Here is a 15,531-nt window from a genome sequence, read left to right as displayed (position 1 = left end):
TTTTACGATTCCACGATTTGGCAATTTTACAATTATTAATTACTCTTCTACTTCCTCGAAGAATTTTTTCACTTTATCCATTAGAGATTGTCCGAACGTTAGTTTGTTTCGTCTGGCTTGTTCTTGTGGTTTTGCAATTTCCGCTGGAGGCTCGATGATGGAAGATGGAATATTTTCCCCTTCGGTTTTTGGGTTGGCAACTTCCAACTTGTGACTTCCCTCTTCTTTCTTTTCTTCGATAATTTCTTCTTCAGTTGGAACGATTTTTTTATCTCTGATTTTAAGACTTTCCATCAATAAACCGATTGATGTTGCAAATTCCGGTCCTTTAAGATACTGATTTTTATCGTTCGCCACATACTCGTTAGCAAAACCAATTCTGCTGTCAAAACCTGTTGTGTAATTCGCTAACTGACGAAGGTTTCTCAAGTTGGAACCACCACCAGTCAAAACGATTCCTGCAATCAGTTTTTTCTTTTGTTCGAAAGCGCCGTAAGCCTTTAATTCAGTATTGACCATTTCAAGAATTTCTTCAACTCTTGCATTGATAATCTGCGCTAAAACTTTAAGCGAAATTTCTTTGTCTGGACGACCGTGTAATCCTGGAATCGTTACGTAAGTACTGTCTTTTTCCAATTCCGGAACAGACGAACCGAATTTCACTTTCAGTTGTTCTGCGTGTTTCTCGATGATTGAACATCCTTCCTTGATATCATCAGTGATAATTCCACCTCCGTAAGGAATCACGCAAGTATGACGAATGATGTTGTCTTTAAAAATCGCGATATCCGTAGTTCCACCACCGATATCAACAATCGCAACACCAGCTTCTTTTTCTTCTTTTGTAAGAACCGCTTCAGACGATGCCAAAGGTTCTAATGTCAAAGCTTCCATCTCCAAACCAGCTTCACGAACGCATCTTGCAATGTTTCTGATAGAACCCATTTGTCCCACAACAACGTGGAAATTAGCTTCTAATCTTTTGCCGTGCATCCCGATTGGCTCCTGGATTTCGCCTTCAGAATCTACTTTGTATTCCTGAGGCAAAACGTGGATAATTTCTTCGCCAGGCAACATTACCAATTTCTTTACCTGGTCTTTTAGTTTCTCGATATCATCTTCTGTGATGTATCTATCCGGATGCTCTCTCATTATATAATCCGAATGTTGGAGAGAACGGATATGTTTTCCTGCAATTCCTACAGTTACCTTGTGGATAGGAACACCTGCGCTGGATTGCGCTTCCGCCACTGCAGTTTTGATGGAATTGATGGTTTGGGAAATGTTGTTCACAATTCCTTTGTGAACACCAAGACTTTTAGCCTTCCCAACGCCCAGGATTTCGATTTTCCCGTGAGCGTTACGTCTGCCGACAATGGCGACAATCTTAGTTGTCCCAATGTCCAGACCTACTGAATACTCTTGATTTTCCATTATATGCTCGATTTGATTTTTTTTAATTTTTAACGCAAAGTCCGCAAAGTTTTATTTTACCATTATTATGCTTTTAAGTTCGCAAAGGCGTTTCACTCAGCTAAGACTTTATCTATTTATTTCTAATTTATTCTACTACTACTTTTGCTTTTTTCTTTTTATCAGAAGACGATTTGGAAGAGGTTTCCTTTTTCTTTTCCGTAGATTTTTTCGGTTCAGATTTCTTCTCTACTTTTTTAGGTTTTGAAGATTCTTTTTTGACTTCTGATTTTTTAGGTTCAGCTTTTTTTATTTCTTTTTTCGGTTCCGGTTTGGATTCCGTTTTTTTAGTTTCTGTTTTTTTCATTTCTGGCTTCTGACTTCCATTTTCAAGCTTTAACTCAATTTTTGGTGCGTTTCTCAGAATACTGTCGTTTTCTTTGAAATAAGGATTTAGTGTGGTTACAATTTGATTATTGTATTTAACCGAAATCTTTTTGTACTTATTCGGATTCTGATAAACCAGATATTTCTCTACAAAAGTTTTAAATCCTTTAACCTTGAAATCAATATTTTCTAAATCTCCAATCTCAACTTTGTAATTCCCATCGCTTGTCAGAAGATTATAATTGTCTTTTTCTTTTTTAATTCCGATGAAATATTTTTTACTGAAATCATCTTTATCAATTTTCTCAATCAACTTTCCGAGTTCCTGATATTCCGAAGCATCAACATCGCCCATTACCAACATACACGGATAAGAAAAGTTACTCGAAATCGGGAATTCTACGCCTTTTTCGTCTACGTAAAAATCCTTTCCGTTTTTATTTAATCTGAAAACAGGAATACGTTGTTTGATATCGACATTCAAGTTTCCGTTCAGATTCATATAAACATTAGCACTATCAACAAACGGAATCTCATTAATCCTCTTCTCCAATTCCGGAATCTTAACATCGCCAATCTTTTTCGTTGGATTATATTGTTTTACCAAATCTTTGATATCCTTCTCATCCACAAAATAAACCGGCGTTTTGGTCTGGTTCATATTGATAGATACATTCTCCATCTTAGCGTTATTGAAACGTTTCAATGAGAAACTGAGCAGAAATCCAAAAAGGACGACTGTCACCAATATCTTCAATATTCTCCACTTGTTTTTCATTCTTCTTTATTTTTAACGCAACGAGCGCTAAGTCTTTTTTACATTAATGCTGATTATTTTCGTTCACAAGGGCGCTTTGCTCAGCTATTTTATAATTTATTTACTACTCTTTTTACTCCATTTTTGAATAACATTGAATGAAAATTTAAAATCATTCCCAGCTTCATTTCTGTTAATCTTAAATAATTTAAAAGCTGGAAAAAATGATAATCATTAATTTCTGGAACTGCTTTTATTTCTATAATTAATTTGTTTTCGATTAATAAATCGACTCTAAATGCTTTTTCAATAATCAAATTTTCATATTCAACCTTAATATCTTTTTGCCTTTCAACAATCAATCTTCTTTCCTTCAGTTCATAAGCCAGACACTCTTCATAGACATTTTCGTAAAGACCAACTCCAAGTTTGCGATGAATTTTCATTCCTGCATCAAACACAATACTTGAAATTTCGTTTTCATTCATTTATTTTCAATTTTCATTTGCTGAGTGAAATGCCTTAGCGTTCCGAAAATTTTTCAATTTTATAAAAATCTCCTTGCGAACCTTGCGTTTAAAATCAAACATTCGGAAGCCATTCCATAATCGGGTCATAAAGTGTATCAATATTTCCCGCTCCGGCTGTCAATAAAATATCAAAGTCTTTTTCTTTTATCTTTTCAAAAGTTTTCTGCAACGTGCAGACTTCTTTGTTTTCTGTTTCAATTTTCTCAGATAACCAAGTTGAGGTAATCCCTTCAAAATTTTCCTGAAGCTCTCTCGCAGGATAAATATCGAGTAACAACAAATCATCTCCATTTTCCAGACTTCTAGCAAAATCTTCTGCAAAATCTCTTGTTCTGCTGAAAAGATGAGGTTGGAAAACCACCAACAATTTCTTGGTCGGATAGAAAGTTTTAATCGAACCAATGACTGCATTCAGTTCTGTTGGATGATGCGCATAATCGTCGATATAGATTTTTCCGTTATCGAAAATATGTTTCGTATATCTTCTCTTGATGCCTTTGAAACTGGCAATCGCCTTTTTCAAGGTATCGAAATCGACACCTAAATTGCTCAGAATCGCCAAAGCAACCGTTGCATTTTCAACATTATGAATTCCCGGAATTTCCCAAACAAAATCTTCAATTTTCTGCGTTGGTGTATGAAAATCGAAATAGATTTTATCGTGATCCATTCTCAGGTTATCAGAATAATAATCCGCTTCTTCATTCACTGCATAAGTCTTGTGTTCTCTTCCGATTGCAATTCCTTTTCTAACAAACAACTTATTGTCATTTGGAACCAAAGCTGCAAACTGACGGAATCCTTCTTCAATATGAAGTCTATCTCCGTAAATATCCAAATGATCTGCATCAATTGATGTTACAACTGCCCAATCTGGAGAAAGGTTTAGGAAACTTCTGTCATATTCATCCGCTTCAACCACAGAAAATTGATTGCCGTTATAATCAAAATTAGATTTGAAATTCTCAGAAATTCCGCCTAAAAATGCCGAGGACGGAAGATTAGCTTCTTTGCACAAATGGGCTATTAATGTAGAAGTTGTCGTTTTTCCGTGCGTTCCTGCAACGGCGATACAATCTGTATTTTCAGTAATCAATCCTAAAACTTTTGCACGTTTCAAAATTTCAAAACTTTCACTAGCGAAGTGATCCAAAATTCCGAGTTTCTTAATTGCAGGTGTATAAATAACCAAAGTCGATTCTTTATCCAGCGCTACAATTGTCTCATCAATCACATCTTCAAATGTAATATCAATACCTTCAACACCAAGCTGAGCCGTCAGTTTTGTTGGCGTTTTATCATAACCCAAAACATTTTTGCCGTTGGCGTGAAAATATCTCGCCAGCGCACTCATCCCAATCCCACCGATTCCGATGAAATAAAAGTTTTGATATTTGTTTAAGATGCTCATTTATTAATAGTTATTTACGAAAATTGACTCTAATTACAGGTTTCGGTGTTTTTGACAAATTAATTTTATATATAAAATCTTTATCTCTATAAAGAGAGACAACAGCATATTTTATCGAGTCATTATTTTCACATTTTGCATCGAAAACCATTAAATCCATAAAATCCGAAGGGCGATTAGGCGTGATTGAATTGTTAAACTTTCCAACTGTAATTTTACCTGTCTTTTCCAATAATTTTTCACACAATTTCTTCAAATTTTCAGGTGCTAAATCTTTTTTTGTATTTATATCTATATTGTATCCTTGAATTTCAGAATAATCTTTATTGTTACATTTATTAAAAAATTGTTCTGCAAATCCTTTTATTTTACTAATCCTTTCTTGTGTTGCAAATTTTTCTGGAGTAGGTTTATAAAAATCAGAAGCACAACTACAGAAAAGCATTAGAGACATTAACCAAAATAGTTTTTTAATCATTTCTTTGTGTTATTTATTTAATCACTTTAAAAATCTCATCTACAATACCTTCCGCTGCTTTTGGCTTTGCAAAGAACTCTAGATTGGCTGAAATTTCATTTCTAAGATTTTCGTTCTCACAGATTTCTGAAAGTGTATTCCAGAATTTATCCTTCATCTCAGAATCTTTTACCATTCTCGCCGCATTTTTCTCAACCAGAGTCAATGCATTTTTGGTCTGATGGTCTTCCGCCGCAAATGGAAACGGAATCAGTAAAACTGGTTTTTTCGCAACAGCCAATTCTGAAATCGCAATCGCGCCAGCTCGGGAAACAATTACATCCGCCGCTGAATACGCCAAAGCCATATCGCTGATAAATTCTCTTATGAGAATTTGGTTGTCGGTTGATTGTGGATTGTTGTCGGAATTCCCATCAACTAACAACTGATAACTATCAACTATACTTTTAAAATCTGTTTTTCCTGTCTGCCAGATTAATTGATAATCTTTTTCTTTAAGTTTATCAAAATTATCTTTCCAGCCGTTGTTCAAAGTTCTGGAACCAAGAGAACCGCCAACTGAAAGAATCGTTAATTTATTTTTATCTAAACCTAATTTTTCTTTAGCTAAATCCTTATCAATCAAATCTGTTATGATATTCTGACGAATCGGATTTCCTAAAAAGTAAGTTTTCGTGCCGTGGAAAAATTTCTCCATATCCGGATAAGCCGTGAAAACTGCTTTCGCTTTTTTAGCATTGAAAACATTGGTCTTTCCTGGCAAAGAGTTCTGTTCCTGAATAAAAGTTGGAATTTCCATTTTTGCAGCAATATACAAAGCTGGCCCGCTTGCGAAACCACCAGTTCCAACCGCAAAATCCGGTTTGAAATTTTTGATGATTTTCTTAGCTTTTATCAAGCTGGAAATGATTTTGAACGGCAACCCGATATTTTTCAGAAGATTACCTCTGTCAAATCCAGCGATATTCAATCCTTCTATTTTGAATCCGGATTGAGGAACCTTTTCCATCTCCATTTTTCCGTTCGCACCAATGAACAAAAACTCTGCATCGGGAAATCTTTTTTGGATTTCCTGAGCAATCGCAACAGCCGGAAAGATATGTCCACCAGTTCCTCCGCCACTCATTAATATTTTAAGTTTTTTGCTCATTTACGCAATATCATTTATTTCTTCAATACTTTGTTTTTTGCCCAAACCTTCTTCATCAAAAACCTGAATTCTGGAACTTACGTTCAGGATAATTCCTAATTGAATATAGGTTACCAACATCGATGTTCCTCCATAACTTATCAATGGTAAAGGCTGACCTGTTACCGGAATCAGATTTACTGCAACTGCAATATTTACTGATAATTGGACAAAAATCATCAGTCCAATCGCTAGAACCAGCAATGACCCAAAAAATGCGGGCATTTTACTGGCAATCATCACAATCCTGATAATCATTATCATATAAAGGCTAATTAGAACAAACGCTCCAATCCAGCCGTACTCCTCCACAATAATTGCGAAAATAAAATCCGAAACCGATTGTGGTAATGTCTGTTTCAAAGCACTTTTTCCAGGTCCAATTCCGTTAAATCCGCCGTGTACAATCGCGGCTTTTGCCTGCATCACCTGATAGTTTTTGGCCTTGATACTTTCGTCCTCAACATCAGCTGTTTTTTTGGAACTCGTAAATGTTTCAATACGGCTCATCCACGTGTGAACACGGTTTCCACCGATTAAATTCGTATTCAGAGCAATGACTAAAAACATTACAATGAAAACCACTGAAAGCGATATAAATCCCGCGACATATTGCCAAGCTAACTGTCCAATAATCAAGATGATAATAGACACCATCATAATCATTAAAGCGGTAGAACCGTTATCTTTCGCTACCAATCCAAACACAATGAGAATGGGTCCGAAGATGTAAATCACATTCTCTAGCGGTAATCTTTCTCTTTTGATTTTTTTGGTTAAATATCTGCACAGATAGATAATCAGCATCAAATAAGCGAATGACGAAGGCTGAAACGATATCGGTGTTCCCGGAATTTTTAACCAACGCGAAGCACTTGCACCTTCAATCTTTTGTCCTGTGAACATCGTAATTAACAACAATCCAATCGTGAACAAAAGCAAAATGGAACTCAGTTTTCCGATGTGCTCGTACTTTACTGTTCCTACGAAACGCATAATTCCCAAACCAATGAATACGAAAACGATATGTTTGAAAACGTGACCTGTTGTAGTTCCGTTGTTCACGATATATTCCAGATTCGAACTTGCGGAATAAACCGGAAATACGGAAAGGAAGGAAATCAAAATGATAACCGACCAAAGGACTTTATCTCCTTTCAGCAGTTCGAATTTGTTTTCTGTAGTTTGGTTTTCCATTTATATTATTTGTATGATGTAAAAAGTATGATGTACAGTGTACTTTCTACTTATTACTTTGTACAATTCTAATTCTTAATTGTCAATTCTTCTAAAACTTCTTTTTTGAATTGATTTCCACGGTCTTCATAACCATTGAACAAATCAAAACTTGCGCAGCAAGGCGACAATAAAACCACGTCTCCTTTTTCTGCAAGCGATTTAGAAACTTCTACTGCTTTCTGCATACTCGAAGTGTCATAAATCTGTGTTTTTTTATCTTTAAAGAAGTCAATAATTTTAGAGTTATCAATTCCCAAGCAGACAATTGCTTTTACTTTTTTCCTAACTAATTCTTCGATTTCGGAGTAATCGTTTCCTTTATCTTTTCCGCCAACAATCCAGATTACCGGTTGCTTCATACTTTCTAGAGCGAAGTAAGTTGCGTTCACATTGGTTGCCTTACTGTCGTTGATGAACTTCACACCTTTGATTTCTGCTACAGGTTCCAACCTATGTTCTACAGCTTGGAATGTCATTAACGAATGTCTGATACTTTCATTACTGATTTCCAACAACTTTCCGGCAATACTCGCCGCTAAGCTGTTCGCCACATTATGTTTTCCAACCAATGATAATTCGTCAATCTTCATCGTGAATCCTTCATTGATATTGACTACAAAATTCTCATCAATCGAGAACGCACCTTTTTCTAATTTTTCCTCTAGCGAAAATGGAACTTTAGTTACTTTCAAATCCAATTTTTCAAGAATCGATTTGCTCATTTCATCATCTTTATTGTAGATGAAAAAATTATTAGCATCCTGATTTTCAGCAATTCTGAATTTAGCCAAAGCATATTCTTCATAATTGTAATTGTACTGGTCCAGATGATCTTTTGACAAATTCAATAATAATGAAATGTAGGGTCTAAAATTCTGAATATCATCCAATTGGAAACTACTCACTTCCAATACATAATAATCAAAATTCTCCTCAGCCACCTGTTTTGCAAAGCTTTTTCCGATGTTTCCGCCCAATCCTACATTAAAACCATCTTCCTTCAAAATGTAATAAATCAAAGACGTTGTCGTGGTTTTTCCATTACTTCCTGTAATCGCAATAATTTTCGCATCTGTAAATTCTGATGCAAATTCAATCTCAGAAGACAATCTGATTCCTTTCTCCTGAATCTTCTGCACCATTTCCGCCTTTTTCGGAATTCCAGGACTTTTGATGACCCAATCGGCATTCAGGATTTTTTCTTCTGTATGAGTTCCATCTTCGTAGTCTATCCCAAGCTTATCTAATTCTTTTTTATAATTCTCACGGATTTTTCCCATGTCCGAAAGAAAGACTTCAAAGCCTTTAGCTTTTGCCAGATACGCAGCTCCAACGCCGCTTTCGCCTCCTCCAAGTATTACTACTCTCATAACTATTTTGTAAAATGTATTTTGTACAAAGTAAAATGACTTATAAATTGTACATCAACTCATTATTAATTTTAATTATTCTGTAAAAAATACATTATATATTATACTTTTCACATTTTACAGTTCTCTATCTAGTTTTCAAAGTGATTAGACAAATAATTGCCAGCATAACACCTATGATTATCATTCGATTCACGATTTTACTCTCGTGAAAACCTTCTTTCTGATAATGATGATGTAGTGGAGACATCTTGAATAATCTATTGTTTTGAGCATATTCCAGCCCATGTTTTTTCTTTCTGTATTTGAAAACCATCACCTGCAAAATCACGGAAAGATTTTCTATTAGAAACACACCGCAAAGAACAGGAATCAATAATTCTTTTCTAAGAATAATAGCTAAAACCGCGATTACGCCACCTAACATCAGACTTCCTGTATCACCCATAAAAATCTGTGCTGGATAAGTATTGTACCAAAAAAAACCAATCACAGCTCCCACCAAAGCAAGCGCAAAAATGGTGGTTTCTCCCATATGTGGGAGGAACATAATATTCAAATAATCTGCAAAGATGATGTTTCCAGAGACGTATGCAAAGAATGCCAACGTCAGTAAGATTACGGCACTGGTTCCTGCGGCTAATCCATCAATCCCATCAGTAATATTGGCTCCGTTGGAAACTGCTGTTACAATGAAAATCACGATTGGAATAAAGACAATCCAAGCCCATTCGTGCGCTTTTGCATCATCCATCCAGAACAAAATTCCACTATAATCGAACTCATTATTCTTTGTAAAAGGAACTGTAGAAACCGGAATTTTCTCGTCCGGCATAAAGTTCTGTTCTACATTATTTCTATTGATAACCGTTGCATCGGCATATTTTCTCTTAACCTCAACATCAGGATGGAAATACATTGTAACTCCGACAATTAGGCCTAAACCAACCTGTCCAATTACTTTAAATTTTCCACTTAAACCGTCTTTATTTTTCTTAACTTTTTTTAGATAATCGTCCAAAAATCCAATCGCTCCCATCCATAAAACTGAGATAATCAAAAGAACGATGTACACATTGGTAATTCTTGTAAATAATAAAACCGGAATGATGGTTGCCAAAATTATAATCAAACCGCCCATTGTTGGTGTTCCTTCTTTTTGTTTCTGCCCTTCCAGACCAAGATCTCTTACCAATTCTCCCATCTGTTTTTTTCTTAGGTAATTGATGATTTTTTTACCGTATGCCAAGGCAATTATCAGCGAAAACAAAACGGCCATCGCTGCCCGGAACGAAATGTACTTGAACAAATTCATTCCCGGAACGTGAATCCCATGAGCAGTTAAATATTCATATAGATAATATAGCATGATGTTCTATTTTCCCATTAATTGTAATAATTCCCTAATCGTTTCCTTGTCATCAAAATGATGTTTCACACCATTTACTTCCTGATATGTTTCGTGACCTTTTCCCGCCACCAACACAATATCTTTTGGTTCGGCAAATTTAATTGCCATTTTTATGGCTTCTCTTCTGTCAGGAATCGAAGTGTATTTACTAAAATTCTGCGGTTGAACACCCGCTTCTATTTCTTTGATAATCTGCGTTGGCTCTTCAGTTCTTGGATTGTCCGATGTGATGATTGCCAAAGTCGATTTTTTGGTTGCAATGTCTCCCATTTCAGGACGTTTGGTTTTGTCTCTGTCGCCTCCGCAACCGAAAACACAAATCAATCTTTCGTTTTTGGTTCTGATTTCGTTGATGCTGTCCAACACGTTTTCCAATGCATCTGGCGTGTGAGAATAATCGACCACGAAGAAAATTCCGCTGTCGGATTTTATCGTTTCGAATCTTCCATTCACTCTTTTCAATGTTGAAATCGCCTGAAGAACTTCCGTTTCGTCCATTCCTAATTCCAAGGCAATTCCGTAAGCCAACAACAAATTATAAGCATTGAATTTTCCTGTCAATGTTGTCCAGAATTCTTTGTTATTGAAATTCAGCAACATTCCGTTGAAATCTATTTCCACAACTTTTCCGTGGAAATCTGCCATCGTTTTCAAAGCAAAAGTTTTCTTTTTCGCTTTGGTATTCTGCAACATCACTAGACCGTTTTTGTCATCGGCATTCGTAATCGCAACTGCAGAATCTTCCAACTCGTCGAAGAATCTCTTCTTAGCGTAGATATAATTTTGGAAAGTTTTGTGATAATCCAAATGGTCGTGCGTGATATTCGTAAAACCGGCGATTTTGAAATGTAAACCTTCGATTCTGTCTTGGGAAATTCCGTGAGAACTTACTTCCATAAAAGCATATTCGCATCCGATTTCAACCGCTTTTGCCAACATTTGATTTAGACGAATCACATCCGGTGTTGTGTGTGTGGAAGGAATAATTTCGTCTCCGATTCTGTACTCAACAGTAGAAATCAAAGCAGATTGATAACCCAAATTTTTGAAAATATCAAATAATAAAGTTGTTACAGAAGTTTTTCCATTGGTTCCGGTAACACCAATTAAGTTTAATTTCTCAGAAGGATTTCCGTAAAAATTAGAAGCCAAATGTCCTAAAGTTTTGGAAGAATTTTCAACTTTCAAATAAGTTACTTCCTCATTAATTTCTGAAGGCAATTCTTCACAAACTATCGTTTTTGCACCTTTTTCGATGCTTTGATTGATGTAAGAATGTCCGTCTGAAATCGTTCCTTTCAATGCAACATACAAAGAATTTTCAACAACTTTTCTGCTGTCAAAAACCAATTCCGAAACTTCTCTTTCAAGAGTTCCGATAGTTTCCAGAATATGGATTCTTTGTAATAAGTCTTTTAAAATCATATATCTAAGCTTTCGCTTTAATTTTTAGTTTTGAAGATTCAGATAAATTCTCTGGTTTTTTCCAATGTTTGCACCTTCCGCCGGAAATTGTCCTGTGATTTTTCCAACACCTTTGTAATCTACTCTATAACCTAGATTTTCAAGCTGAGGAATCACATTCTTTCCAATCATTCCCACCAAATTCGGCATCGAATCTTTTCTGACATTTAACTTTACATTTGGTGCAGTCATTTTGTTAAGATTAACTTTATGTTCCACCAAAAGGTCTTTCTCAACATTCAAAGGTGTTTTCAAGAAAGTTTTTCCTGCAATTTCTTTGAAAACTGGCGCAGAAACTGTTCCTCCATAAAAACCCTTTGATGTATCTGGCTGATTAATAACTACGATACACGTATATTTAGGATTGTCAGCTGGATAAAAACCCGCAAATGATGCCTGGTATTTCATTGGTCCTGCTTTCCAATATTCAAATCTTGCTGTTCCGGTTTTTCCTGCAATTTTAAGATTCGGAGTATAGATACTTTTTGCCGTTCCTTTTTCAACTGCTTTTGTCAAAGCGTGTGTCATCATCGTAATCGCTTTATCAGAAGCCATTTTCTTAACCATAATCTCAGGTTTCGCTTCATAAAGAACTTTACCATCTTTCATTATTTTGTCAATGAAAAGAGGTTTTACCATCTTACCTTTATTAGCGATACCATTATAAAAAGTAACCAGCTGCAACAGCGGAAATCTTGACGAGTAACCATAAGCCAAAGAAGCCAATGTGGCTTTGTTCCAACGCTTGCTCTCCGGCGTTTGGATGGATGGCTTTGCAATTCCCGGCAATTCGATTTGCATCTTATCGAACATTTTCCATCGTTTCAAATGGTCTATGAAAACCTGAGGTTTATCCGCGTAATGTGTTGTAATTAATTTCGCAGCACCAACGTTACTTGATTTTGCCAAAACATCGCTCACATCATAAGTTCCACCACCGTGACCGTCTGTAATTCTTTGTCCTGCATAGTTCCAGATTCCGTTTCCAATGTTGACTTTCGTATTTTCATCGATGAAGCCATCATCCATTGCAGCCAGAAGTGACACTGTTTTGAATGTGGAACCTGGTTCCTGAGCGTCTTTTACAGTATAATTGTAAGCGTCAACATAAATTCCCGGTTCTGTTCTTCTAAGGTTTACCATAGCGCGGATCTTCCCGCTTCCTGTTTCCATTACGACCACCGAACCGTGATCTGCATCGAATTTGATTAATTGATTTTCCAATGCCGAATGGGCAATATCCTGAATCCTTAAATCAAGAGTAGTATAAACATCTTGTCCGTCAACTGGCTCTTGAACTTTCCAATAATCGATTGGCTTCCATTGTGTAGAAGTGATTTTTTGCTCCAATCTTTTCCCATCAATCCCTGTTAAAAACTTACTGAATGCGCCTTCTAAGCCGGATTTTGATTCGCCGTTGTCCGCCCCGATTGTTCCAGCTCCGATTTGAGTTGTTGCTAATTCTCTCCGAAAATTTCTTTCTACAATGAAACCGCCTTTATTTTTTCCTTTTGCGAAAATCGGAAAATTGCGTATTCTGTCATATTGATCAAAATCGAGACCTTTCACCAGCAAATAATACTGGTTATTCTTCTGATTCTGAGCATCTAATTTCGCCCTAAAGTAGCTACGCGGTTTATCAAACATCTTGCTAAGAGAATCTGTAAGAGCTCCAACGTTATTGGAATAGATAGTATCTCTCATAGATTTGAAATCCAGATAGATATCGTAGCGCATCACCGTTGTAGCCAGTATAGATCCGTCCGATGCAAAAAGATTACCCCGAGCTGCTTTTAAAGTTGCTTCTCGGTAATTTTTACTGATATAGTTATCCTCAAACTCCTGAACATTAGTATTCTGCAGGATCAAAATTCTGGCAAGAAAAATGATAAACAAAATGAAAGCTCCCAACACAAAAAGGTAGCCCCACTTCAACGCATTGGAACGCTTTTTTTCGTAATTGTTATTGGGCTGCTTTATCATCTATACTGTCTACTTTTATCAATAATTTCATCGGGTGGCTTTCCAAACTCACCAAAGAATCCTGAACCATTTCTTTTCCCAGTTCGGATTCCATTCTAATTTTTATCAATCGGCTTTGTGCAAAAGCATTTCTAGATTTGTACTCTTCTTTTTCTTCTTTAAGTTTATTAACGTGCTCAATCTTCTGATTCACCAAGTGATTACTATAAATCATCACCATCAACAATCCGAAAATGAACAGAAAATATTTGTAATGTGCTTTTACCTCATCACGGTTAAGAAAATTCCCTTTTATGATATCCATAAAAGTGAGTTTCTTTTTCTGCTTATTATAGGTTGTCTGCTTTGCCATTTTTGGTTGTTTGTTTTCGGTTGACAGTTGATAGATTTAAAACATCTTCAAACAACTATCAACTAAAAACCATCAACTATAATTTTATTCCAATTCTCATTTTTGCACTTCTCGCTCTTGAGTTTTCTTCTATTTCTTTATCATCCGGAATGATTGCTTTTGTTTTCAATAATTCAAAAGCTTTTGCATAATTTCCGTAAATATCACGCTGAGGTTCACCTTCGAACATTCCGTTTTTCAGGAAACGTTTCACCAATCTGTCTTCCAAAGAATGATAAGAAATCACAACCAACCTTCCTTCAACTTTTAAAATCTTGTAGGACTGAACGAGCATTTCTTTCAGAACTTCCAATTCCTGATTGACTTCAATTCTTACGGCTTGAAAAACCTGAGCAAAGAATTTATTTTGTTTAAATGCAGGAATATAACTGAACAGATTTTTTAAGTCCTCAGTCGTTTCAATCTTTTTTGATTTTCTATGATGGACAATTTCTCTCGCCAATTTTCTAGCTTCTCTCAGTTCTCCATAGTGGTAAAAAATATCCGCCAATTCTTCCTCTTCATAATCGTTGATGATTTTCTTTGCATCAAGACCTTGCATCACATTCATTCTCATATCAAGAGGTGCATTGCTTCTCGTAGAAAATCCACGTTCCGCTTCATCAAACTGATGAGAAGAAACGCCCAAATCCGCTAAAATACCATCAACTTGAGAAATTCCATAAGCCAACATCGAGTTTTCCAAAAACCTGAAATTCTGATTGACCAAAGTAAATCTCGGGTCATCAATCGTATTTTTCAGCGCATCCAAATCTTGGTCAAAAGAAAACAACTTCCCTTTATCGGAAAGCCTGCTTAAAATCTCTCTAGAGTGACCGCCTCCACCAAAAGTACAGTCCACATAAATCCCGTCTGGATTGGTAACCAGAGCATCTACACTTTGTTTTAATAAGACAGGATTGTGATACATTGTTTTTATAATTGATGAATGATGATTGATAAATGATTTAATTATTCGGTTTATAAAACCTTTTAATTATTCTTTCTTAATTATTAATTTGATTCGTCTGAATCAAGATTTCCCATCACGTTTTCTGCAAGATTGGCGAAGTCTGCTTCACTGACAGAAATGACTTGCTCATAAGCTTCTTTATCCCAAATCTCGACGAGTTCCCCTGCGCTTGTGATGACGATATCTTTGGTCAGATTGGCATATTGTGTCAAATCTTTACTGATTTGCAGACGACCAACATTGTCCATCTCCACAGTTTTGACTCCAGCCGTAAACATCCTGATGAAATCTGCATTTTGTTTGATAAATCGGTTGAGACCGTTTATTTTTGTCATCAGTTTTTCCCAGGGCTTCATCGGATAGACCTCAAGACACTTTTGAAACACCGAACGCTTGATCACAAATGGCTCATCCGCAAAGTGTTCCATCTGCTTCGTAAGCGAAGCAGGCAGTTTGATGCGTCCTTTGTCATCTATTTTGCACTCGTATGTTCCAATGAAGTTTTTCATTTGGAGCAAATTTATATAAAAATCTA

14 protein-coding genes are annotated in these 15,531 nt (G+C 36.0%); all 14 read right to left on the bottom strand.

The window, feature by feature from the left end:
• Positions 1-39: 39 nt before the first annotated feature.
• Complete coding sequence (gene ftsA, locus V7P73_RS02780; RefSeq protein ID WP_333851290.1) at positions 40-1,434, bottom strand: cell division protein FtsA; 1,395 nt, start codon at positions 1,432-1,434, stop codon at positions 40-42.
• Positions 1,435-1,561: 127 nt separating this feature from the next.
• Positions 1,562-2,578 (bottom strand): cell division protein FtsQ/DivIB, encoded by a 1,017-nt coding sequence (locus tag V7P73_RS02775; protein WP_333851288.1) that lies wholly within the window; start codon positions 2,576-2,578, stop codon positions 1,562-1,564.
• 89 nt (positions 2,579-2,667) lie between these two features.
• A complete protein-coding gene (locus V7P73_RS02770; RefSeq protein WP_333851286.1) occupies positions 2,668-3,045 on the bottom strand; it encodes a GxxExxY protein in 378 nt (125 codons plus the stop codon).
• A 94-nt stretch (positions 3,046-3,139) separates the two neighbouring features.
• Positions 3,140-4,498, bottom strand: a complete 1,359-nt coding sequence (gene murC / locus V7P73_RS02765) for a UDP-N-acetylmuramate--L-alanine ligase (protein ID WP_333851284.1) — start codon at positions 4,496-4,498, stop codon at positions 3,140-3,142.
• Between the two features lie 10 nt (positions 4,499-4,508).
• A complete protein-coding gene (locus V7P73_RS02760; RefSeq protein ID WP_333851282.1) occupies positions 4,509-4,976 on the bottom strand; it encodes a hypothetical protein in 468 nt (155 codons plus the stop codon).
• A 13-nt stretch (positions 4,977-4,989) separates the two neighbouring features.
• Positions 4,990-6,126: an undecaprenyldiphospho-muramoylpentapeptide beta-N-acetylglucosaminyltransferase gene (murG, locus tag V7P73_RS02755; RefSeq protein WP_333851280.1), complete on the bottom strand. Its 1,137-nt coding sequence runs from the start codon at positions 6,124-6,126 to the stop codon at positions 4,990-4,992.
• On the bottom strand, positions 6,127-7,362 hold the full coding sequence (locus V7P73_RS02750; protein WP_333851278.1) for an FtsW/RodA/SpoVE family cell cycle protein: 1,236 nt from the start codon (positions 7,360-7,362) through the stop codon (positions 6,127-6,129).
• Between the two features lie 68 nt (positions 7,363-7,430).
• Complete coding sequence (murD, locus tag V7P73_RS02745; protein ID WP_333851276.1) at positions 7,431-8,774, bottom strand: UDP-N-acetylmuramoyl-L-alanine--D-glutamate ligase; 1,344 nt, start codon at positions 8,772-8,774, stop codon at positions 7,431-7,433.
• A 127-nt stretch (positions 8,775-8,901) separates the two neighbouring features.
• Entirely contained in the window at positions 8,902-10,143 is a 1,242-nt protein-coding gene (gene mraY, locus V7P73_RS02740; RefSeq protein WP_333851274.1) for a phospho-N-acetylmuramoyl-pentapeptide-transferase, read from the bottom strand.
• 6 nt (positions 10,144-10,149) lie between these two features.
• Positions 10,150-11,610 carry a UDP-N-acetylmuramoyl-L-alanyl-D-glutamate--2,6-diaminopimelate ligase gene (locus V7P73_RS02735; RefSeq protein ID WP_333851272.1) on the bottom strand — a complete coding sequence of 487 codons (1,461 nt, stop codon included), beginning with the start codon at positions 11,608-11,610 and terminating at the stop codon, positions 10,150-10,152.
• 24 nt (positions 11,611-11,634) lie between these two features.
• Complete coding sequence (locus tag V7P73_RS02730) at positions 11,635-13,632, bottom strand: penicillin-binding transpeptidase domain-containing protein (protein ID WP_333851271.1); 1,998 nt, start codon at positions 13,630-13,632, stop codon at positions 11,635-11,637.
• A complete protein-coding gene (locus V7P73_RS02725; RefSeq protein ID WP_313600242.1) occupies positions 13,613-13,984 on the bottom strand; it encodes an FtsL-like putative cell division protein in 372 nt (123 codons plus the stop codon). Before V7P73_RS02725 ends, V7P73_RS02730 begins: the two co-directional genes overlap by 20 nt.
• A 76-nt stretch (positions 13,985-14,060) precedes the next feature.
• Positions 14,061-14,954 carry a 16S rRNA (cytosine(1402)-N(4))-methyltransferase RsmH gene (gene rsmH / locus V7P73_RS02720; protein WP_333851268.1) on the bottom strand — a complete coding sequence of 298 codons (894 nt, stop codon included), beginning with the start codon at positions 14,952-14,954 and terminating at the stop codon, positions 14,061-14,063.
• Between the two features lie 83 nt (positions 14,955-15,037).
• Positions 15,038-15,505, bottom strand: a complete 468-nt coding sequence (gene mraZ, locus V7P73_RS02715) for a division/cell wall cluster transcriptional repressor MraZ (protein WP_116034593.1) — start codon at positions 15,503-15,505, stop codon at positions 15,038-15,040.
• Positions 15,506-15,531 lie beyond the last annotated feature (26 nt).

The sequence above is a fragment of the Epilithonimonas sp. genome (assembly GCF_036780765.1).
Taxonomy (GTDB): Bacteria; Bacteroidota; Bacteroidia; order Flavobacteriales; family Weeksellaceae; genus Epilithonimonas.
Note: the sequence above shows the minus strand (reverse complement) of the source record. Positions and strands in the feature narration are given on the sequence as shown.

Bases quoted from the DNA above. Each gene is read 5' to 3' on its own strand.
- ftsA (WP_333851290.1), bottom strand. From the start codon at position 1,434: ATGGAAAATCAAGAGTATTCAGTAGGTCTGGACATTGGGACAACTAAG.
- V7P73_RS02775 (WP_333851288.1), bottom strand. From the start codon at position 2,578: ATGAAAAACAAGTGGAGAATATTGAAGATATTGGTGACAGTCGTCCTT.
- V7P73_RS02770 (WP_333851286.1), bottom strand. From the start codon at position 3,045: ATGAATGAAAACGAAATTTCAAGTATTGTGTTTGATGCAGGAATGAAA.
- murC (WP_333851284.1), bottom strand. From the start codon at position 4,498: ATGAGCATCTTAAACAAATATCAAAACTTTTATTTCATCGGAATCGGT.
- V7P73_RS02760 (WP_333851282.1), bottom strand. From the start codon at position 4,976: ATGATTAAAAAACTATTTTGGTTAATGTCTCTAATGCTTTTCTGTAGT.
- murG (WP_333851280.1), bottom strand. From the start codon at position 6,126: ATGAGCAAAAAACTTAAAATATTAATGAGTGGCGGAGGAACTGGTGGA.
- V7P73_RS02750 (WP_333851278.1), bottom strand. From the start codon at position 7,362: ATGGAAAACCAAACTACAGAAAACAAATTCGAACTGCTGAAAGGAGAT.
- murD (WP_333851276.1), bottom strand. From the start codon at position 8,774: ATGAGAGTAGTAATACTTGGAGGAGGCGAAAGCGGCGTTGGAGCTGCG.
- mraY (WP_333851274.1), bottom strand. From the start codon at position 10,143: ATGCTATATTATCTATATGAATATTTAACTGCTCATGGGATTCACGTT.
- V7P73_RS02735 (WP_333851272.1), bottom strand. From the start codon at position 11,610: ATGATTTTAAAAGACTTATTACAAAGAATCCATATTCTGGAAACTATC.
- V7P73_RS02730 (WP_333851271.1), bottom strand. From the start codon at position 13,632: ATGATAAAGCAGCCCAATAACAATTACGAAAAAAAGCGTTCCAATGCG.
- V7P73_RS02725 (WP_313600242.1), bottom strand. From the start codon at position 13,984: ATGGCAAAGCAGACAACCTATAATAAGCAGAAAAAGAAACTCACTTTT.
- rsmH (WP_333851268.1), bottom strand. From the start codon at position 14,954: ATGTATCACAATCCTGTCTTATTAAAACAAAGTGTAGATGCTCTGGTT.
- mraZ (WP_116034593.1), bottom strand. From the start codon at position 15,505: ATGAAAAACTTCATTGGAACATACGAGTGCAAAATAGATGACAAAGGA.